The 20,847-nt window shown below is 62.9% G+C and carries 21 protein-coding genes; 18 read left to right on the forward strand and 3 right to left on the reverse strand.

Going from position 1 to position 20,847, the window contains the following annotated elements:
* Positions 1-7 precede the first annotated feature (7 nt).
* The 4 genes from D3227_RS20830 (at position 8) to tsf (ending at position 2,892) form a co-directional block, all read left to right on the forward strand.
* Positions 8-286 (forward strand): DUF4031 domain-containing protein, encoded by a 279-nt coding sequence (locus D3227_RS20830; protein ID WP_120016187.1) that lies wholly within the window; start codon positions 8-10, stop codon positions 284-286.
* The gene (locus tag D3227_RS20835) at positions 283-894 is read left to right on the forward strand and encodes a LysE family translocator (RefSeq protein WP_120016188.1); all 612 of its coding nucleotides are present in this window, start codon (positions 283-285) and stop codon (positions 892-894) included. Before D3227_RS20830 ends, D3227_RS20835 begins: the two co-directional genes overlap by 4 nt.
* A 177-nt stretch (positions 895-1,071) precedes the next feature.
* Positions 1,072-1,854 carry a 30S ribosomal protein S2 gene (rpsB, locus tag D3227_RS20840; protein WP_120016189.1) on the forward strand — a complete coding sequence of 261 codons (783 nt, stop codon included), beginning with the start codon at positions 1,072-1,074 and terminating at the stop codon, positions 1,852-1,854.
* 117 nt (positions 1,855-1,971) lie between these two features.
* Positions 1,972-2,892, forward strand: coding sequence for a translation elongation factor Ts (tsf, locus tag D3227_RS20845; protein ID WP_120016190.1), 921 nt, complete (start codon positions 1,972-1,974; stop codon positions 2,890-2,892).
* Positions 2,893-2,913: 21 nt separating this feature from the next.
* Here tsf and D3227_RS20850 read toward each other — a convergent pair whose 3' ends face one another.
* A complete protein-coding gene (locus tag D3227_RS20850) occupies positions 2,914-3,840 on the reverse strand; it encodes a LysR family transcriptional regulator (protein ID WP_120016191.1) in 927 nt (308 codons plus the stop codon).
* Between the two features lie 112 nt (positions 3,841-3,952).
* Between D3227_RS20850 and D3227_RS20855 the strand changes: the two genes are divergently transcribed.
* The 13 genes from D3227_RS20855 (at position 3,953) to lpxB (ending at position 17,053) form a co-directional block, all read left to right on the forward strand.
* Positions 3,953-4,480: a nuclear transport factor 2 family protein gene (locus tag D3227_RS20855; RefSeq protein WP_120016192.1), complete on the forward strand. Its 528-nt coding sequence runs from the start codon at positions 3,953-3,955 to the stop codon at positions 4,478-4,480.
* Positions 4,481-4,518: 38 nt separating this feature from the next.
* Positions 4,519-5,628, forward strand: coding sequence for an aldo/keto reductase (locus tag D3227_RS20860; RefSeq protein WP_120016265.1), 1,110 nt, complete (start codon positions 4,519-4,521; stop codon positions 5,626-5,628).
* 156 nt (positions 5,629-5,784) lie between these two features.
* A complete protein-coding gene (gene pyrH, locus D3227_RS20865) occupies positions 5,785-6,507 on the forward strand; it encodes a UMP kinase (protein ID WP_120016193.1) in 723 nt (240 codons plus the stop codon).
* Positions 6,508-6,602: 95 nt separating this feature from the next.
* The gene (frr, locus tag D3227_RS20870) at positions 6,603-7,157 is read left to right on the forward strand and encodes a ribosome recycling factor (RefSeq protein WP_120016194.1); all 555 of its coding nucleotides are present in this window, start codon (positions 6,603-6,605) and stop codon (positions 7,155-7,157) included.
* Positions 7,158-7,189: 32 nt separating this feature from the next.
* Positions 7,190-7,909 carry an isoprenyl transferase gene (locus tag D3227_RS20875; RefSeq protein WP_120016195.1) on the forward strand — a complete coding sequence of 240 codons (720 nt, stop codon included), beginning with the start codon at positions 7,190-7,192 and terminating at the stop codon, positions 7,907-7,909.
* Positions 7,910-7,920: 11 nt separating this feature from the next.
* Positions 7,921-8,736, forward strand: a complete 816-nt coding sequence (locus D3227_RS20880) for a phosphatidate cytidylyltransferase (RefSeq protein ID WP_120016196.1) — start codon at positions 7,921-7,923, stop codon at positions 8,734-8,736.
* Positions 8,737-8,840: 104 nt separating this feature from the next.
* The gene (gene rseP / locus D3227_RS20885; protein WP_120016197.1) at positions 8,841-9,983 is read left to right on the forward strand and encodes an RIP metalloprotease RseP; all 1,143 of its coding nucleotides are present in this window, start codon (positions 8,841-8,843) and stop codon (positions 9,981-9,983) included.
* 218 nt (positions 9,984-10,201) lie between these two features.
* Positions 10,202-12,574, forward strand: coding sequence for an outer membrane protein assembly factor BamA (gene bamA, locus D3227_RS20890; RefSeq protein WP_120016198.1), 2,373 nt, complete (start codon positions 10,202-10,204; stop codon positions 12,572-12,574).
* A gap of 77 nt (positions 12,575-12,651) precedes the next feature.
* Positions 12,652-13,707 carry a UDP-3-O-(3-hydroxymyristoyl)glucosamine N-acyltransferase gene (gene lpxD, locus D3227_RS20895; protein WP_120016199.1) on the forward strand — a complete coding sequence of 352 codons (1,056 nt, stop codon included), beginning with the start codon at positions 12,652-12,654 and terminating at the stop codon, positions 13,705-13,707.
* Complete coding sequence (gene fabZ, locus D3227_RS20900) at positions 13,700-14,161, forward strand: 3-hydroxyacyl-ACP dehydratase FabZ (protein ID WP_120016200.1); 462 nt, start codon at positions 13,700-13,702, stop codon at positions 14,159-14,161. Before lpxD ends, fabZ begins: the two co-directional genes overlap by 8 nt.
* Positions 14,162-14,174: 13 nt before the next feature.
* On the forward strand, positions 14,175-15,008 hold the full coding sequence (gene lpxA, locus D3227_RS20905; protein ID WP_120016266.1) for an acyl-ACP--UDP-N-acetylglucosamine O-acyltransferase: 834 nt from the start codon (positions 14,175-14,177) through the stop codon (positions 15,006-15,008).
* The gene (locus D3227_RS20910; RefSeq protein ID WP_167480790.1) at positions 14,995-15,897 is read left to right on the forward strand and encodes an LpxI family protein; all 903 of its coding nucleotides are present in this window, start codon (positions 14,995-14,997) and stop codon (positions 15,895-15,897) included. Before lpxA ends, D3227_RS20910 begins: the two co-directional genes overlap by 14 nt.
* Positions 15,887-17,053, forward strand: a complete 1,167-nt coding sequence (lpxB, locus tag D3227_RS20915; RefSeq protein ID WP_120016201.1) for a lipid-A-disaccharide synthase — start codon at positions 15,887-15,889, stop codon at positions 17,051-17,053. The genes D3227_RS20910 and lpxB overlap by 11 nt, the downstream gene beginning before the upstream one ends.
* A 47-nt stretch (positions 17,054-17,100) precedes the next feature.
* On the opposite strand, the gene gltA is transcribed toward lpxB, so the two are convergent.
* Together gltA and gltX are read right to left on the reverse strand one after the other, a co-directional pair.
* Positions 17,101-18,429 carry a citrate synthase gene (gene gltA / locus D3227_RS20920; protein WP_120016268.1) on the reverse strand — a complete coding sequence of 443 codons (1,329 nt, stop codon included), beginning with the start codon at positions 18,427-18,429 and terminating at the stop codon, positions 17,101-17,103.
* A gap of 166 nt (positions 18,430-18,595) precedes the next feature.
* Positions 18,596-20,020, reverse strand: coding sequence for a glutamate--tRNA ligase (gene gltX, locus D3227_RS20925; protein WP_120016202.1), 1,425 nt, complete (start codon positions 20,018-20,020; stop codon positions 18,596-18,598).
* Between the two features lie 396 nt (positions 20,021-20,416).
* On the opposite strand from gltX, the gene D3227_RS42780 reads away from it, so the two are divergent.
* Positions 20,417-20,830 carry a hypothetical protein gene (locus D3227_RS42780; protein WP_245451819.1) on the forward strand — a complete coding sequence of 138 codons (414 nt, stop codon included), beginning with the start codon at positions 20,417-20,419 and terminating at the stop codon, positions 20,828-20,830.
* The last annotated feature ends 17 nt before the right edge of the window (positions 20,831-20,847 follow it).

Here is a 20,847-nt window from a genome sequence, read left to right on the forward strand (position 1 = left end):
GCGAGTCTTGGCGGTCTATGTCGATGCGGCAATCTGGAAATGGGCCGGCCACCGCTGGTGCCACCTGATGGCCGACGACACCGATGAATTGCATCGCTTTGCGGCCTCGCTCGGCGTCAAGCGTTCATCCTATCAAGGACCACCCAGGACATCGGCGCCGCACTATGACATAACGGGCTTCGAGCGCGACCGCGCGGTGCGGCTCGGCGCCATCGAATGCAGCCGCGAGGAGATCGTCGCGATCTTCCGGCGGGTACGAGTGCCGAACGGGAAGAGACGGCCATGACATTAACGGCATTTCTGGCTTACTGCGCCGCCATCACGCTTGCGGCTGCCACGCCCGGTCCGGCGATGTTTGCGGTCATTACCAGCGGTGTCTCGCGCGGCTTCGTTCGCGCCTTCATGGCCGGTGTCGGCATCGCCGCCGGCGACGCGGTGCTGGTGATCCTGGCGCTGCTCGGCCTTGTGGCGCTAGCGCAGACCTTCGAATGGGTGTTTCTCGCCTTGAAATATGCAGGTGCCGCCTATCTGGTGTTTCTTGGCATCAGGATGTGGCGGTCGGCAGCAGTGCAAACCGATGGGCCGACTGCGGCGCAGCCAAGGCTGTCCCGATCGTTTTTCCTCGGCGCGTCCATCGCCCTGGGTAATCCGAAAGCAATCCTGTTCCACGCCTCCATCATGCCGCTGATCCTCGACCTCGACACGATGACTTTCGCCGACGGAGTGCTGGTGATTGCCGTCGTGATCAGCGTCAACATCGTCACCATGGGTGTCTATGCAGCATTGGCCGGCAGGGCATCCGGCTGGTTCAGGACGCCGAACCGCATGCGCCTTATGAACAGGTTTGCCGGCAGCGCCATGATCGGCACCGGTGCGCTGATCGCCGCACGCTGAGCCACAAGACGGTGTAGCGCTTGCGTTTGTCGCGCATCCCCTCTATATGCGCGCTCATTCCACACACGGACTTTGGTGTCTGCCCGGGAGAAATCCGGCTGAAACCTCCGGTGGCGTTCAAGGACATAAGTCCAAAAATGCCTGTGTCCGTGGAGGCTAACCGGAAAGGAACTAAGAATGGCTCTGCCTGATTTCAGCATGCGCCAGCTTTTGGAAGCTGGCATTCACTTCGGCCACCAGACCCACCGCTGGAACCCGAAGATGGCGCCTTACATCTACGGCGCCCGCAACAACATCCACATCATCGACCTGTCGCAGACGGTGCCTTTGCTGCACCAGGCGCTGAAGCAGGTGTCCGACACCGTCGCCAAGGGCGGCCGTGTGCTGTTCGTCGGCACCAAGCGCCAGGCGTCCGACATCGTTGCCGATGCCGCGCAGCGTTCGGCGCAGTACTACGTCAATTCTCGTTGGCTCGGCGGCATGCTGACCAACTGGAAGACGATCTCGAATTCGATCCAGCGCCTGCGTAAGCTCGACGAACTGCTGGCCGGCGAGGCCCAGGGCCTCACCAAGAAGGAGCGCCTCAACCTCGACCGCGAGCGCGAGAAGCTCGACAAGGCGCTGGGCGGCATCAAGGACATGGGCTCGACCCCGGACCTGATGTTCGTCATCGACACCAACAAGGAAGCGATCGCTATCCTCGAGGCCAAGCGCCTCGGCATTCCGGTCGTCGCCATCATCGATTCGAACTGCGATCCGGACAAGATCGACTTCCCGATCCCCGGCAACGACGACGCGGCCCGCGCCATCCAGCTCTATTGCGACCTGATCGCCAAGGCTGCGATCGACGGCATCGCTCGCCAGCAGGGCGCGCTCGGTGTCGACATCGGCGCCTCGGTCGAGGCTCCGGTCGAGCCGGTGCTTGACCCGACCCCGGCCGCCGAGAGCCCGGAAGCCTAATAGCGAAGGCCGGTTCCGGCCTTCATCTTTCCAATATGTTGGCGCGCTAAGCGCTGGTGTCGGGCGCATCATCGGGAATCGATGGTGCGTCGGCGCATTTGAAACAAAGAGGCGACAATGAGCATTTCGGCTGCACAGGTCAAAGAACTCCGCGACTTGACCGGCGCGGGCATGATGGACTGCAAGGCGGCGTTGACCGAGACCAACGGCAACATGGAAGAGGCCGTTGACTGGCTGCGCAAGAAAGGCATTTCCAAGGCTGACAAGAAGGCCGGCCGCACCGCAGCCGAGGGCCTGATTGGTGTCGATTCCGGCGTCCGCGAGGCCGCGATCGTCGAGGTTAATTCCGAGACCGACTTTGTTGCCCGCAACGAGCAGTTCCAGGAACTCGTCCGCAACATCGCCAAGGTTGCGCTTGCTTACGGCACGACAGAGGCTGTCGCCGCCGCAAAGTATCCGGGTTCGGACAAGTCGGTTACCGACACCATCAAGGACGCGGTCGGCACCATCGGTGAGAACATCAGCTTCCGCCGCTCGGCCAAGCTTGCTGTCGAGCATGGTGCTGTCGCGACCTACGTCCACAACGCGGTCGCCGAAAATCTCGGCAAGCTCGGCGTGCTGGTTGCCATCGAAACCACGGGCAATGAGCATGCCGCCAATGCGTTCGCTCGCCAGGTCGCCATGCATGTCGCCGCCACCAACCCGATGGCTCTGACCGCCGAGCAGATCGATCCGGCCGCGGTCGAGCGCGAAAAGGCGATCTTCTCCGACCAGGCGCGCCAGTCCGGCAAGCCGGAAGCGATCATCGAGAAGATGGTCGAGGGCCGCTTGCGCAAGTTCTACGAGGAGGTCGTTCTCTTGAAGCAGGCCTTCGTGCTCAATCCCGACATCACCGTCGAGAAAGCACTGAAGGATGCCGAGAAGGAGATCGGCGCGCCGGCCAAGATCACGGCCTATCTGCGCTTCGCGCTCGGCGAAGGCATCGAGAAGGAAGAGACCGATTTCGCGGCGGAAGTCGCCGCGGCGGTCAAGAAATAACCCGAAGACGGGTTTCTCTGCTCAGGCAGCACGGCCGGGCGTCCGCGAGGATGCCCGGCCGATTTCTTGCGCGGTGTCGATGAACGCCCTGAGCTTCGGCGCCATCGACGCCCGGCGCGGGAAATAGAGGAACAGGCCGGGCTCCTCTATCGCCGATTGCGGCAGGATTTGTACGAGGCGGCCGGCGGCGATGTGGTCTCGCACCAGCGGCTCGAAGACATAGGCGATCCCCACTCCGGCAAGCGCGAGATCGATCGCGGCAAGCGAATCCGTAACGATTGCGGTGCCGCGCGTTTCCACGGACACGTCCTTGCCGTCCTCCGCCAGATCCCAGCGATAGAGCGCACCGCTGCGGACAAGCCGGTAGCCGATGCAATTGTGGTTCGCCAGATCGGCCACATCGCGCGCACGACCATGCCGCCCGATATAGGCGGGAGTGACAACCATGACGGCGCTGAACGGCTGCGTAAGCCGGACTGTGACCATGTCCTGCGCGATCATCTCGCCGAGCCTGATGCCGGCGTCGAAACCTTCTCCGACGATATCGACGAGCCCCTGGTCGGCGATTATTTCGACCGTCACGTCCGGATAGCGTTCCGCCATCACTGTCACCACAGGCGTCACCGCCAGGGGGATCGCGATGTTGGAGGCGTTGATCCTGAGTTGGCCTGCCGGGCGCCCCTTGATGCCGCGGATACGATCCATCCTCTCGGCGATGTCCTGTAACGCAGGGGCGGCCGTCTCGACCAGCGCCTTGCCGGCCTCGGTCAGCGAGACACTGCGCGTCGTGCGCGCAAACAGCGGTTGACCGATCCGCTCCTCGACGAGCCGCACGGCATGGCTGACCGCCGACGGGCTCATGCCGAGTTCGGCCGCGGCAAGCGCGAAGCCGCCGCGCCGGGCGACGGCGACGACGACAGGCAGGTGGCTGAGCAAATCCCGATCCATTCATGAACAATATCGCATAGTCCTTGCGAACAATGCAATCTTCTCGATGCCAACGCACCGACCCATATTGTCCACACATCGGCGGCGGGCTGATGCACAAGGGAGAAATGGCATGAACGCGTTGAAGCACGTCACCTTCGCAGCAGGCATTGCGCTGGCGCCAATCGATGCCGGCGGGGCCGAGACATCGGAATGGCGGGCACTCGCCGACGAGCGCGCCGTTGTTCGAATCGCTGACGCCATCGACCGCGCCGTCGATGCGCAGGACTGGCGGGTCGCCCGCAGCTATTTCGCGGAGCGCGTCACGGTCGACTTCAGCAGCTTGAGCGGACAGCCTCCGGCCACCATTGCCTCCGACGACCTGATCGGGACCTGGGCGGCGAACCTGAAGGGCAGCAAGACAAGCCTGCACCTGCGCACCAACCACCAGGTCGCCATCGACGGCAACGGCGCCACGGTGTCGTCAAACGGCTACGCCTGGAACCGGATGGAAGGCAATGGCGACCCGCTCTGGGAAGTCTGGGGCACTTACGAACACCACCTGACCCGTTCGGATGACGGCTGGAAAGTGGATGGCTTCACATTCCGGATGACGCATGAGCGTGGCAACCCGTGGGTCAAAGCCACCCCTGGCCACTGAACGGCGTCATCAACCTTGATCTGGATCGGAACGACATCATGACGATGACTTACTACAACCTCGGCAACAGCGGTCTGCGGGTGAGCCGGCTGGCTTTGGGCACCATGACCTTCGGAACCGAATGGGGATGGGGGGCGGACAGGGAGACCGCCCGTGCCATGTTCGACGCCTATGTCGATGCCGGCGGCAATTTCTTCGATACCGCCGACCTTTACACCGGCGGCACCAGCGAGACCTGGCTCGGCGAATTCGTGGCCGAGCGCGCACTGCGCGACAAGGCAGTGATCGCCACCAAGTTCACGATGAACACGGAGCCCGGCAATCCGAACGCCGGCGGCAACGGGCGCAAGAACATCATGCGCGCGGTAGAAGCGTCGCTCAAACGGCTAGGCACCGACTATATCGACCTCTATCTTCTGCATGTCTGGGACAGGCTGACGCCGGCCGAAGAGGTCATGCGCACGCTGGACGATCTCGTGCGCGCCGGCAAGGTGCGCCATGTCGGTTTGTCCGACGTGCCGGCATGGTATGCGGGCCGGGCGCAAGCGATCGCCGAATTGCGCAGCTACGAGCCGGTTTCGGCCCTGCAGCTCGAATATTCGCTCGCCGAGCGCACGATCGAGCACGAATTCGTACCCTTTGGCACGCGTCACGGCGCCGGCATCATGGTCTGGAGCCCGTTGGCCAGCGGCCTGCTCAGCGGTAAATACGGTCTCGCGCAGGCCGGACATGCCGGCCGGCTCGATGGTTTCCGCAACACTACCCATCCGGGGTTCCAGAAATTCACGGAGCGCAACTGGAAGATCGTCACCGAGCTCGAAAAGGTGGCCGCGGAAATCAGCCGCAGCATGCCTCAGGTCGCGCTCAACTGGGTGGCCACGCAGCCGGGCATCGCCTCCGTCATTCTCGGGGCTACGAAGCTCGGCCAGCTGCAGGACAATCTCGGGGCGTTGGACTTCTCGATCCCCGCCGACCTTCGCCAGAGGCTGGATTCGGTCAGCAGTTCTCCGACGCCATTTCCCCACTCGTATTTCGGTTCCGAGATACAGGCCCGGGTTACCGGTGGCGCGGTCACCGGTGACAAGCCTGCCGGCTATGCCCCGCCAGTGCTCGTCGAAGGCGAGGCTGTCGGCATCACAAGCAGCTGATCGGCTGCGGCGAGACGGCCGGTGAATTGCCAAAGGGCGCCGCGTGACATCGCGGCGCCCTTCGTGTATCGGAACTCGGCATCGCGCCGGTGTTAGGAGCGCGGCGCTTGCGCGGCCAGCCCCCAGGCGCATCACACGCAAAATGACGAGGACCAGATGACGGTGAAGCCCCTCTACCGACGTGTCTTGCTGAAAGCGTCGGGCGAAGCGTTGATGGGCGAACAGCATTTCGGCATCGACGTCTCGGTTGTCGACCGCATCGCGGCAGACATCGCAGAGGCCCGTGCGTTGGGCATCGAAGTGGGCGTGGTCATCGGCGGCGGCAACATCTTTCGCGGCGTCGCGGTCGCCTCCAAGGGCGGCGACCGCGTTACCGGCGACCACATGGGCATGCTCGCCACCGTCATCAACTCGCTGGCGCTGCGCACCTCGCTGAACAAGATCGGCGTCGACGCGGTGGTGCTGTCGGCCATCGCCATGCCCGAGCTCTGCGAGAGCTTCTCGCAACGCCAGGCGACCGCCTACATGAACCAGGGCAAGGTCGTGATCTTTGCCGGCGGCACCGGCAACCCGTTCTTCACCACCGATTCGGCCGCTGCCCTTCGTGCCGCCGAAATCGGCGCCGATGCGCTGTTCAAGGGCACCCAGGTCGACGGCGTCTACTCGGCCGATCCCAAGAAAGACCCGAACGCGACGCGCTTCGAGCGCATCAGCCATGCCGAAGTCATCAACAAGGGCCTTTCCATCATGGATACGGCCGCGATTGCACTTGCGCGCGAAAACAACATTCCGATAATCGTCTATTCGATCCACGAAAAAGGTGGTTTTGGCGATATTCTGAGGGGCAGCGGCCGTTGTACGGTCGTTGCGGACGATTGATCCAGAGCTGATTTCGGAACCAGGACACCTAGTCTTTTTCGAAACAAGGCTCGAACACAAGCAGTGAACCCGGCTAACGGGTCGAGGAGATAAAGATGAGTGGTGAGTTCGACGACCTCAAACGGCGCATGGATGGGGCGATTGCCGCATTCCGGCATGATCTCGCTTCGTTGCGCACCGGCCGCGCCTCCAGCAACCTGCTCGACGCCATCCAGGTCCAGGCCTATGGCACCAGCATGCCGATCAACCAGGTGGCGAACGTTTCGGTGCCGGAGCCGCGCATGATTTCGGTTTCTGTCTGGGACAAGGCAATGGTCGGCGCGGTCGATCGCGCCATCCGCGAATCCAATCTCGGCTTCAACCCGATCGTCGACGGAACCAATCTGAGGATACCGCTGCCTGAGCTCAACGAGCAGCGCCGCAAGGAACTGGTCAAGATCTCGCATGGCTATGCCGAGAACGCCCGTGTCGCTGTGCGTCATGTCCGCCGCGACGGCATGGATTTCTTGAAGAAGGCCGAAAAGGATGGCGACATCAGCGAGGACGATCATCGCAAGCGCTCCGATCAAGTCCAGAAGCTGACCGACGAGATGATCAGCACCATCGACCACCTGCTTTCCGATAAGGAAGCTGAAATCATGCAGGTTTAGGGTCGGTCCTCCACCGGCTCGAAAGCGAGACAATGGCAACCCCCGCGCATGTCGCGATCATCATGGACGGAAACGGACGCTGGGCCAAGGCGCGCGGCATGCCACGGCTTGCCGGCCATCGCGCCGGTGTCGAGGCGCTGCGCAAGACGGTACGCGCCGCTCCCGGCCTCGGCATCTCCTTCCTGACCGTCTACGCCTTCTCGTCGGAAAACTGGTCGCGGCCGAAATCTGAGGTCAGCGACCTGATGGGTCTTTTGAAGCTGTTCATCCGTCGCGACCTCGCCGAACTGCACCAGAATGGCGTGCGGGTGCGAATCGTCGGCGACAGGGCAGGGCTGCAGCCCGATATCAGGGGGTTGCTCCAGGAAGCCGAATCGCTAACCGCTGGCAATGAAGCGCTGACGCTGATCATCGCCTTCAACTACGGCGGACGCGACGAGATCGTGCGCGCGGCGCGCAAGCTCGCCGCCGCCGCCGCGCGAGGCGAAATCGACAGCGAGGCGATCACCGCCGACATGTTTGCCGGTTCTCTCGATACCGAAGGCATCCCTGATCCGGAACTGGTCATCCGTACCAGCGGCGAACTCAGGCTGTCGAACTTCCTTCTATGGCAGGCTGCCTATAGCGAACTGGTCTTCCTGCCTTGCTACTGGCCAGATTTCAGCCGCGAGCATCTGGCCGACGCGCTGCGCGATTTCGCCAGCCGCGAACGCCGTTTTGGCGGCCTTGCCGCCCAAGACGTGGCTTCGTGACGGGCGGGCAAATGAGCAACCTCCAGCTGCGGGTCGTCTCGGCCTTGGTGCTGGCAGTCATCACCCTTGGCCTGACCTGGTTCGGCGGATTGCCGTTTCGCCTGCTCTGCGCCGCCATCGCAGCCGCCATCTTTTATGAATGGTCACGCATGTCGCGGCCGTCCGCCGGCGCGGGCCTCGGCTTTCTGCCCGAAGCGCTGCTTCTGGTTTTCGTCGGCGCCCTGATTGCCGGCTTGCCGGCGTCCTGGCTGCTTGCCCTTGTCGCCGCACTGGTGGTGGTCACGGCGCTCAGCGCACAAGTGCGCGGAGCCACGCAATGGGATGCGGCCGGCATTGCCTATGCGGCGCTGTCCGGCCTGTCGCTGGCACTGCTGCGCGATGGCGACCGTTCCGGCCTGGTCGCGATCCTGTTCTTGTTTGCGGTGGTCTGGGCAACTGACATCTTTGCCTACTTCGTTGGCCGCGCCGTCGGTGGGCCGAAACTGGCGCCGTCGATTTCGCCGGGCAAGACGCAGAGCGGAGCGTTGGGCGGTGCCGTCGGCGGCGTGATCGCGGGCCTGCTTCTGGCGGCCACTGCAGGCGCCGGCAATCTCGGTGTGCTGGCCGGTGTTGCACTGGCCCTGTCGGTCATCTCCCAGGCCGGCGATCTTTTCGAATCCTGGGTCAAGCGCCGCCACGGCGCCAAGGATTCCGGTACGTTGATCCCAGGCCATGGCGGTGTCATGGACAGGGTGGACGGGCTTGTCGCGGCGGCTTTCGCCCTGTACGTCATCGGCTGGATTTCGGCGAGCGCCGACCATCCGGCACAGGGGCTGTTTCCGGCTTGAATGACACGACTGCATGGCGAAGAACGGGCTGCGCCACGGATTCGCCTGGATTGATGTCACAGTCACGGCGCGATCTGCGCCGCGGGCGAATTTGAGGGCATGACTTGAACGAGATATTTCACGCGGTCTTCAGCACGGAAGGCTTTGTCCTCGGCACGCTGGTGCCTTTTCTGTTCGTGCTGACCGTGGTCGTCTTCGTCCATGAAATGGGCCATTACCTGATCGGTCGCTGGTGCGGCATCGGCGTGAAGGCCTTTTCGATCGGCTTCGGGCCCGAACTCTTCGGCTTCAACGACAGCCATGGCACGCGCTGGAAACTCAGCGCCATACCGCTGGGCGGCTATGTCAAATTCGTCGGCGACATGAATGCCACATCGAGCCAACCCAGCGCCGAGGACATGGAAACACTGAGTGATGCCGAACGCGAGGTCGCTTTCCACACCCAGCCGATCTGGAAGCGCGCGGCGACGGTAGTGGCCGGGCCGCTGTTCAATTTCCTGCTGACGATTGCCGTCTTTGCAGTGCTGTTTTCGGTCTATGGCCGGCCCGTGCTCGAGCCGACAGTGGCCGAAGTCAGGGCCGACAGTCCGGCGGCCAGGGCCGGCATCAAGCCCGGCGACCGATTCGTCAGCGTCGACGGCAGCAAGATCGAGACCTTCGCCGACGTCCAGCGCCTAGTCTCCGGGCGTTCCGGCGACGCCATCACCTTCACCATGCTGCGCGACGGAAAGGAGGTGACCGTCACCGCGACACCGGAGCTGATGGAGCAGGAGGATGCGCTGGGCAACAAGGTCAAGGTGGCCGTGATCGGCGTCGCCAACAACACCGAACTCGGCCAGCCACGGCTGATCACATACAGCCCCGTCGGCGCGGTAGGAGCGGCTGTCGAGGAGACCGGCCACGTCATTCAGCGCACCGGCCAGTTCCTGCAACGCTTCGTTGCCGGCCGCGAGGACAAATGCCAGTTGGGCGGCCCGATCAAGATCGCCAAAATGTCCGGCCAAGCGGCAAAACTTGGCTTCGAGTGGCTGGTGCAGCTTGTGGCATTCCTGTCAGTCGGGATAGGAATTCTGAACCTTCTGCCGATTCCCCCTCTCGACGGCGGCCATCTCTTGTTCTACGGCGTGGAGGCTGTCATCCGGCGGCCGGTCTCGGAACGGATGATGGAGATGGCCTACCGGGTCGGGCTGATTCTGGTCCTGGGCTTTATGGGTTTCGTGTTCTGGAATGATCTGTTTGGGTGCTGAAATCATGAAGGAATTTGACTTCGGCACCGCCAATGTTGAGACGCCGTTTACCATGCACGGGGATATGCGTGACGCGAAAGCCACGCATCAGGGTTAAGTAAATACAAATTAACCAGAAGCCTTGCGTGTAGGGAAAATCCGGTTATTACGGTATGGGAAATTTACCGCACGTCCGGTTTTCTCGCCGTGGGGACTTCGAGAAAAGGTACAAAAGCCCGATGAAGGCAGCATCCAAGTTTCTGAGCGCCGCGTCCGCGGTGGCCTTGTCCGCCGCTCTGGTTGTGCCAGGCGCGCTCGCAGTGCAGTTCGTTGCCACATCGGCTGCCGAGGCGGCCGTTGTCTCGAGAATCGAGGTTTCGGGCAATCAGCGCGTCGACGCCGACACCATCCGCAATTATATCCAGATCAAGCCCGGCAAGGCCTTTTCCAGCTCCGATATCGACGATGCGGTCAAGGCGCTGTTCGGCACCGGACTGTTCTCGGACGTCCAGATCAATCAGGTCGGCTCCTCCCTGGTCGTCAAGGTTTCCGAATATCAGGTCGTGAACCAGGTTCTGTTCCAGGGCAACAAGAAGCTCAAGGACAACGCCCTTGCGATCGCGGTCCAGTTGAAGCCGCGCGGAACGTTCTCGCAGGCCACGCTTGATTCCGATGTCGAGGCGGTGAAGGCTGCTTATCGCCGGATCGGCCGCGATGATGCCGCTGTGACGACGCAGATCATGAATCTCGGCGACAACCGCGTGAACGTGGTCTTCAACATCAATGAAGGCGGCCGCACGCAGATCGCGTCGATCAATTTCGTCGGCAACAGCGCCTATTCGAGCCGCCGGCTTTCGGATGTCATCGCCACGAAGCGTTCGTCCTGGCTCTCGTTCGTGTTGCGTGACGACGTCTATGACGAAGACAAGCTGCGCGCCGATCAGGAGCTGCTGCGCCGCTTCTACTACAATCACGGCTATGCCGACTTCCAGGTCGTCTCCGCGGTCGGCGAGCTCGACAACACCACCAACAAGTACACGGTCACCATCACCGTGCAGGAAGGCGATCGCTACACATTCGGCGATGTCAGCGTCGAGAGCACGATCCCCGAGGTCGACAGCAAGTCGCTGGAATCAGTGGTCCAGACCCACAAGGGCGACGTCTACAACGCCAAGGACGTGGAAGACACGATCATCGCGCTGACCGAGAAGGTCGCCGGTTCCGGCTATGCCTTCGCCCAGGTGACGCCGCGTGGCGACCGTAATTTCGAGAACCACACCATTTCGGTCGTCTACACGATCGATCAAGGCACCAAGGCCTATATCGAGCGCATCGAGATCCGCGGCAACGACCGCACGCGCGACTATGTCATTCGTCGCGAATTCGACGTCAGTGAAGGTGACGCCTTCAACCAGGTGCTGATCCAGCGCGCGAAGAAGCGCCTGGAAGCGTTGGATTATTTTGAGAAAGTCGACATCTCGACCGTACCCGGCTCGCAGCCTGACCAGGTTGTGCTGGTGGTCGACGTGGTCGAGAAGTCGACCGGCGAATTCTCGGTCGGCGCCGGCTATTCGACCGGCGGCGAAACGGCGGGCCCGTCCGTCGAGGGCTCGATCACCGAGCGCAACTTCCTCGGCCGCGGCCAGTTCATCAAGGTTTCGGCAGGTGGCGGCAAGAATTCGCGCGACTACAGCCTCTCCTTCACCGAACCCTATTTCCTCGGACGCCGCATCGCCGCCGGCTTCGATATCTACCAGCAGACGCGAAACTACGACAATTATGACAGCGAGACGCTGGGGGCGACCGTTCGTTTCGGCCTGCCGATCACCGACGACATCTCGACGCAACTGGCGTACAACATCGCGCAGGAAAAATATAAGTTTGACGACGACTGCGATGACAATGACGACGGCGTGCTGGGCGATTGCGACGTCTCGCAAGCCATCAAGAACGGCATTGCGGAAAGCCCCTGGATCAAGTCGTCGGTCAGTGTCGGTCTGGTCTACAACACCATCGATGACATGAAGAACCCGCATGAGGGCATCTACGCCAACGTCACCACGGAACTGGCTGGCCTCGGCGGTGACGCCAAATTCGTCAAGGTGACGGGCCGTGGCAGTGTCTATCAGACCCTGTCGGAGCAGCTTGATCTAGTCGGGCTTGTTTCCGCGGGCGCTGGCCACGTTGAGAGCTACGGCTCTGACGGACTGCGCATTTTCGACCATTTCCAGAGCAGCGACCGCATGGTCCGCGGCTTTGCCTATGGCGGCATCGGCCCGGTTGCCTCTGACAACAATGATGACCATCTCGGCGGCACGACCTATTTCAACGCCTCGGCGGAAGCCCAGTTCCCGCTGCCGGTCATCCCGGAAAGCTTCGGCCTGCGCGGCGCGGTCTTTGCCGATGCGGCGACGCTTTACGGCAACAAGATTGCTGACCAATCTCTGGTAGATCAGTCAACCACCGGCATGCAGTTGCGCGCTTCGGTCGGTGTTGGCCTGATGTGGGCATCGCCCTTCGGTCCGATCCGCATCGACTATGCGGTCCCGGTCAAGAAGGAAGCGACCGACGACGTGCAGGAATTCAACTTCGGCATAGCGACCCGTTTCTGATCCGCGGGTGACGTTGCTTCCGGGCTGGTTGCGGTCCGGAAGAGAGTGATCCGACCTAGCTGGATATTGCTTCTGGAATGACCGATCCGGTGTTCTTCGCGCCCTCACGCCGGTATACGGCCGGCGAAGTCGCGAATCTGACCGGCGCGCAGCTTGTCGATTCCGGCCAATCCCTTATTTCGATCGAGGCATTGGCGCCGGCCAATGAAGGCGGTCAGGACGCGCTTGTCTTTGTCGACGGCAAGCGCAATTTTGCCCTGATGCAGTCATTGAAGGCCGCGGCTGTTCTTTGTCCGGCTGAATTCGCCGGCAAGGCTCCGGCAGGCATCGCGGTTCTCGTTCATCCACGCCCACAGCAGGCTTTTGCGCTGGTCGGGCGTCTTCTGTTTCCGCAGGCTGCGACCCCGGGACCGATGACCGGCGAAACCGGCATATCGCCACATGCCCACATCGATCCATCGGCGCATGTCGAGTCCGGCGCCATCATTGAGGCCGGCGCGGTCATTGGCCCCCGCGTGTCGGTCGGCGGTGGCACGGTCATTGCCCCGCATGCGGTCATCGGCCACTCCTGCCAGATCGGCCGCGACGGCTATATCGGCCCGGGCACCAGCGTTCAGTATGCGCTGATCGGCAACCGTGTCATCATCCATGGCGGCGCCAGGATCGGTCAGGATGGCTTCGGTTTCGTGGGCGGCGCCAAGGGTCCGGAGCGCGTGCCGCAGATCGGCCGCGTCATCATCCAGGACGATGTCGAGATCGGCTCGAACACCACGGTCGATCGCGGCGCCATGTCCGACACCATCATCGGCCAGGGCACCAAGATCGACAATCTGGTTCAGATCGCCCATAACGTCCGCATCGGCCGCAATTGCATTATTGCCGGTCTTTCGGGTATTTCCGGTTCCGTCGTGGTGGGCGACAACGTCACCATGGGCGGCGGCGTTGGGCTTGCCGATCATTTGACCATAGGGACAGGGGCCAAGCTTGCGGCGAGAAGTGGATTCATGAGCAACGTCCCGGCAGGCGAGATCTGGGGAGGCTACCCGGCGCAGCCGATGGCGGAGGCCATGCGCGAGATCGCCATGCTGCGCAAGCTCGCCAGGACACGCAAACAGGGCGACGGGAATGGCTGACATGGTGGCGACGCTCGAGGCGGTCGACATATTGGGGCTGATGAAGCTCCTGCCGCATCGCTATCCGTTCCTGATGATCGACCGCATCGTCGATATCGACGGCGACGAGTCCGCCGTCGGCATCAAGAACGTGACCATAAACGAGCCGCATTTCCAGGGTCATTTCCCGGACCAACCGGTGATGCCGGGGGTGCTGATCGTCGAGGCGATGGCGCAGACCGCCGGCGCCATCTGCATACGCAGCCTCGCCACCGAGAAACCGTCGCTGGTCTATTTCCTGACCATAGACAACGCCAAATTCCGCAAGCCGGTCGTCCCGGGCGACCAGTTGCGGATCCACGTCAAGAAAATCAAGAAACGCGGCAACCTGCTCAAATTCGCCTGTGAAGCTCTGGTGGACGGCGCAAAGGCCGCTGAAGCCGAGATCTCGGCGATGATGGTAACCAGCGTCTGACAATCGAATGCTCATGAAAATCCAGATTTCAATCCATCCGTCCTCGGTCGTCGAAGAGGGCGCTCACATCGGCGAAGGCGTCCGTATAGGGCCTTTCTGCCATATCGGCGCCGATGCGGTGATCGGCGACCGCGTCGAGCTTGTCAGCCATGTCTCGGTGATGGGCGCGACCACCATCGGTGCCGCGACCAAGGTCTACCCGATGGCGATACTGGGCGCGCCGCCGCAGAACACCAAGCACAAGGGTGGCCGCACCACGCTGGTCATCGGCGAGAATTGCACCATCCGCGAAGGTGTCACCATGCATGTCGGCACCGATTCCAGCCGCGGCGAGACGACGGTCGGCGACAATGGCAATTTCCTTGCCTATGCCCACATCGCCCATGACTGCGTCGTCGGCAAGAATGCCACCTTCGCCAACGGGGCGACGCTGGGCGGCCATTGCGAGATCGGCGACAACGTCTATATCGGCGGCCTCAGCGCCGTTCATCAATTCGTGCGCGTCGGCGACAATGCCTTCCTCGGCGGATGCTCGGCTTTTGTTGGTGATGTCATCCCCTATGCCCTTGCCGTCGGCAATCGCGCCAGCCTGCGTGGCCTGAACATCATCGGCCTTAAGCGCTCAGGCGTGCCGCGCGCCGAAATCTACCTGCTTCGCAAGGCCTACAGGATGATTTTCGACCGCTCCCGCACCGTCGCCGAGAACGTGGAACTCGCTAAGGCCGAATTCGCGTCGTCGCCGACGGCCATGAAGATCATCGATTTCATCGCCAGTCGCGGCAAGCGGCACTATGCCGTTCCGTCGCTCAAAGGCGGCGACGGCGATGACGTCGATGACGAAGGCTGAGACCGCCGGAACCCAGCTTGATCTTCCGCCGGGCGCCAGGGTCGGCATCATTGCCGGCGGCGGCAGCCTGCCGGTCGAAGTTGCCGCCGGCCTGGCCGAGCGAGGCTATCCGCCATTCATCATACTGATGGAAGGCGAAGTCGACCGTAGGCCAGATCTCGCCGGCTACGAGCAAGAGACACTTGCCCTGGAAGATATCGGTTCGCTTGTACCGCTGCTGAAACGGCGCCGGATTACCCATCTGGTGCTTGCAGGTGAGATCAGGCGCCGGCCAAGGCTGACCGGTCTGCGTCCAAGCCTCAGCTTGATCGCCGTGCTTCCCGTGGTCGTCATGGCTCTGGCCCGCGGCGACGACGGCCTGTTGAAGGTCGTGGCACGCGCTCTGGAAGCCCGGGGGATCAAAATCGTAGGCGCCCATGAGATCGTGCCTGAATTGGCGGCAGCCGAAGGATCGCTGACCAGGGCGGAGCCGCGAAAATCCGACTGGCGCGACATCGATGCTGCCCATGCAGCGGCAAAGGCCATCGGTGCGCTCGACATTGGCCAGGCCGCAGTCGCGATCGGCGGCCGGGTGATTGCGCTGGAAGGCATCGAGGGCACCAACGGGCTGCTCGAGCGCACAAGGCAGCTGCGCGACCATGGCCGGCTTGCCGGCAAGACGCGCGGCGTGCTGGTCAAATGCGCCAAGCCCGGTCAGGAGTTGCGCGCCGATCTGCCTTCCATCGGACCACTGACGGTCGAGGCGGCGCATGAGGCGGGACTTGCCGGCATCGCCGTCGAAGCCGGCCGTTCGCTCATTCTGGAAGGCCCAGCCACCATCGCGCGCGCCAACGCTCTTGGTCTGTTTGTCGTCGGCCTGGCAGCGGCGGAGCCGGCTAATGGTCACTGAGAAGCCGCTCAAGATCGCCATCGTCGCCGGCGAAGAATCCGGCGATCTGCTTGGCGCAGACATCATTGCCGCACTCAAGCGGACGACCGGCCGCGAGATCAGGCTTGTCGGCATTGGCGGCCGCCATTTGCAGGCGCTTGGGCTGAAATCGCTGTTCGACGGCAGCGAGATCGCGCTGATGGGGTTCAGTGCCATCCTGCGCGACCTGCCGCGCCTGATCAGGCGCATCGGCCAGACGGCAAGCGCCATCGCCGCTGAGAAACCCGACTGCCTCATCACCATCGACAGCCCGGATTTTTCGCTGCGCGTAGCCAGGAAGGTGCGCGCCGCCGACCCGTCGATCCCGATCGTCCACTATGTCTGTCCGAGCGTCTGGGCGTGGCGGCCGGGCAGGGCTGTGGCGATGAAGCCCTATGTCGACCACATCCTGTGCATCCTGCCGTTCGAGGTGAAGGCGCTGGCTCGTCTCGGCGGCCCGCCCGGCACCTATGTCGGCCACCGCCTGACGCAGGATCCGGGCGTGCTTGCTGCCGCCAGGGCGCAAGGCCAGGCGCGCGACCTCTCGCAAGATCGCGTGAAGACCTTGCTCGTGCTGCCCGGCTCCCGCCGTGGCGAGGTTCGGCGCCTGATCGACGCGTTCGGCAAGACAGTGTCAGTACTGCACCAGCGCGGTCATCGCTTGCGCCTTCTGTTGCCTACCGTGCCGCATGTTGCCGATCTGGTCAGGACTTCGGTTGCAAGCTGGGACGAGAAGCCGGAAATTATCCTCGAGCCTGATCGCAAATGGCAGGCCTTCGGCAAGGCCGACGCGGCGCTGATCGCCTCGGGAACAGTGTCGCTCGAACTTGCGCTGTCAGGTGTACCGATGGTGTCCTGCTACAAGCTAGATCCCGTGGCGCGCCTCGTCATGCCGCATCTGATTTCCGTCTGGTCGGCGTTGCTGCCCAATCTGATTTCCGACCGGGCGCTCGTGCCGGAGTTCTACGACCAGTATGTCCTGCCGGAGAACCTCGCCCGGCAACTGCAGGCACTGTTTGCCGATACCGGCATGCGCGCCTGGCAGAAAGACGGTTTCGCCGAGATCGCGAGGCGTATGGCGACGAACCGGCCCTCCGGCGATATCGCGGCAGAGGTCGTTCTCCGGCACATCAAATAAAAAGCGCCCTTGCGGGCGCTTTTTTCACGAGTCAGTTTCTGGCGCGATCAGCGCTTCGCAATCGGCACGTAGTCGCGTTCCGGCGCGCCAGTGTAGAGCTGGCGCGGACGGCCGATCTTCTGGTGCGGATCCTCGATCATCTCTTTCCACTGCGCGATCCAGCCGACGGTGCGGGCGACCGCGAACAGCACGGTGAACATGGTAGTGGGGAAGCCAAGCGCCTTCAGCGTGATGCCGGAATAGAAGTCGACGTTCGGATAAAGCTTCTTCTCGATGAAATAGGCGTCCGTCAGCGCGATCTTTTCCAGCTCCATGGCGATGTCGAGCAGCGGATCGTCCTTGATGCCGAGTTCGCCAAGCACCTCATGCGCAGTCTTCTGCATGATCTTGGCGCGCGGATCGTAGTTCTTGTAGACGCGGTGGCCAAAACCCATCAGCCGGAACGGATCGTTCTTGTCCTTGGCGCGGGCGATGAATTCCGGGATGTGGTCGACATGGCCGATCTCGCCCAGCATGTTGAGTGCGGCCTCGTTGGCGCCGCCATGCGCCGGACCCCACAGGCAGGCGATGCCGGCGGCGATGCAGGCAAACGGGTTGGCGCCCGACGAGCCGGCAAGCCGCACGGTCGAGGTCGAGGCGTTCTGCTCATGATCGGCATGCAGAATGAAGATGCGCTCCATGGCGCGCGCCAGCACCGGGTTGATCTTGTATTCCTCGCACGGCACCGCAAAGCACATATGCAGGAAGTTCGCGGCGAAGTTCAGCTCGTTCTTCGGGTAAATGAAGGGCTGGCCGATATGGTATTTGTAGGCCATCGCCGCGATCGTCGGCATCTTGGCGATCAACCGCATCGAAGCGACCATGCGCTGATACGGATCCGAGATGTCGGTGGAGTCGTGGTAGAAGGCAGACAGCGCGCCGACCACGCCACACATCACCGCCATCGGGTGCGCGTCGCGGCGGAAGCCGGTGAAGAAGCGCGACATCTGCTCATGCACCATCGTGTGGCGTGTCACCCGGTAGTCGAAGTCGTCCTTCTGCGCCTTGGTCGGCAGTTCGCCGTAGAGCAGGAGATAGCAGACCTCCAAGAAGTCGCCATGCTCGGCCAGCTGGTCGATAGGATAGCCGCGATGCAGGAGGATGCCAGCGTCACCGTCGATGAACGTGATCCCCGACTCGCAGCTAGCCGTCGAGGTGAAGCCGGGATCGTAGGTGAAAGCCCCGGTCGTGTTGTAGAGCGAACCGATATCGATGACATCCGGCCCGACTGAACCGCCTCGCACCTTGAATTCGTGCGTCTTGCCGGCGAGCTCGAGCTTTGCGGTCGACTCGTGCGGTTTGCCGCCAAATTCCAGTTTTGTCGCAGCTTCGGTCATTGCAAACTCCTTTTCGTTCCTCATGCCGGCAAGGGCAAATCCTGCAAATCACCGGAATGCGCGTACTCGCCACCGCATTTTAGGAGGTGCGTGCCAGATTGGGCCAAGGCCTAATGTTGCACTGCGAAACGCGGCTTTCAATGCCAATCTTCTTGGGCCAATTTTCCTAATCGATTTGATCCGCGATGCGTGCCAGGCTTTCGTCCCGGCCGAGCACTGCAAGCACGTCGAACACGCCTGGCGAGGTGCTTTTGCCGGTGAGCGCGGCCCTGACCGGTTGGGCCACGGCGCCGAGTTTGTGGCCTTCCGCCAGCGCGAACTCGCGGATCGCCGCCTCCGCCGCAGCGGCAGTCCACTCGCCGGAAACCGCCTTCAAAACAGTGTGAGCACCGGTCAGGACCGCGCGTGCGTCACCGCCGAGCAATGAAGCCGCCTTGTCGTCGAGCGGCAGCGGGCGCTCGGCGAACAGGAAACCTGCCCCATCGACGAGCTCGACCAAAGTCTTCGCCCGCTCCTTCAAGCCGGGCAGGGCGGCGAGCAGCTGCGCCTTCTTGTTGTCATCGAGGCGCGCCGCGATTGCTGGGCCGCCTTCGAGATAGGGCAGCGTGGCGACGAAGATGTCGAACAGCTCGGCATCGTCCATGCGCCGCATATGCACGCCGTTCAGCGCCTCGAGCTTGGCGAAGTCGAAGCGGGCGGCACCCTTGTTGACGTCGCCGATGTCAAACCAGGCGATCATGTCCTTGATCGACATTACCTCATCGTCGCCATGGCTCCAGCCGAGCCGTGCCAGATAGTTGAGCAACGCCTCGGGCAGATAGCCCATGGCGCGATAGGCTTCGACGCCGAGCGCACCGTGCCGCTTCGACAGCTTGGCGCCGTCGGCGCCATGGATCAGCGGAATGTGCGACATCGACGGCACATCCCAGCCCATGGCGTTGTAGATCACTGTCTGGCGCGCGGCATTGGTCAAATGGTCGTCGCCGCGGATGATATGGGTGACGCCCATGTCGTGATCGTCGACGACGACCGCATGCATGTAGGTTGGATTGCCATCCGAACGCAGGATGATGAAATCATCGAGATCCTTGTTGGGGAAGCGCACCTCACCCTGCACCCGGTCGTGAACCACGGTCTCGCCCTCGGTCGGCGCTTTGATGCGGATCGCGCCCTTGGCGCCTGCAGGCGCCTCCGACGGGTCACGGTCACGCCAGCGGCCGTCATAGCGGGGCGGCAGGCCCCTGGCTCTGGCTGCCTCGCGCATCGCCTCCAGCTCCGCCGGCGTGGCATAGCAGTAATAGGCCTTGCCCATGCGCACCAGCTCGTCAGCCACCTCGCGGTGGCGCGGCGCGCGCTCGAACTGCGATACCGGCTCACCGTCCCAGCTGAGGCCAAGCCAGGACAGCCCATCGAGGATGGCCGCGGTGGCGGCGTCGGTGGAGCGTTCGCGGTCCGTATCCTCGATGCGCAGCAGCATCGTGCCGGCGGTGTGCTTTGCATAGAGCCAGTTGAACAGCGCCGTGCGCGCGCCGCCAATGTGCAGGTAGCCTGTCGGCGAGGGGGCGAAGCGGGTGACGACCTTGTCGGACATGGAACTCTCGGAAAGCGCAGAAAGCGGGTGTGGTTGCGCAGACTTTCGCGCGTTGCGCGTTCATGTAGCATAGGAGGTCTGGGGCGCAAGGGGCAGACCCGACGGCTGGACGAGGCCGGGGTGCGGAGGAAGGCGAGGGCGCGACGAGCAGCGTCAGCGAGCGGGCCCTGTTTGCCGATGTTCCTTACGCCGAGCCGGCGCCGGTTCTGTCGCCAGTGCCGCAATCCGGCATTGAGCTTTTGGAGCCCGGCAATCGCGTACCGGCGCCTATCCCCCACGAAAGCAGCGGTCAGGCGGATCCACGCATCACTCCGCCGCCTTTCTGGTCTCACAATCCGCCGAAGCATCGCAACGGCTGCTGGCACGGAGCTTGACCGCGGCATCGGCTTCCTGCTGGTGCCGGTGTTTCTGGCATGCGGGGTGATCTTCTATTTCTCGCTGGCGACGGAGCCGGATTTCTACAGACCCGTCGCCGTGGTCGCCTTGACGGCGGTCTGCGCGGTGGCCTCGCGGTCATGGCAAAAGACGCATTTGTGCTTCATGGCAGCACTGCTCTGCGCGCTTGGTGTGCTCGCCGCCAAGGTCGAGAGCTGGCGCACCGGAACCCAGATGCTCGGCTCCGAGATCCAGACGCGGCTGACCGGGCGGCTCGCCAGCCTGGAGGAGATGAAAAACGGCCGCGTCAAGCTGACCATCGACGTCATCTCGACCGCTCATCCGAAGCTGCGCTACGCGCCGGAGCGCGTCACGCTTTCGGCGCGGAAAGTTCCTCCGGATATGACCGCCTTGATTGGCCCTCCCTCTATCTGATGGGCAAAGGGCTGGCT

This window comes from Mesorhizobium waimense, from assembly GCF_003601975.1.
GTDB lineage: Bacteria > Pseudomonadota > Alphaproteobacteria > Rhizobiales > Rhizobiaceae > Mesorhizobium > Mesorhizobium waimense.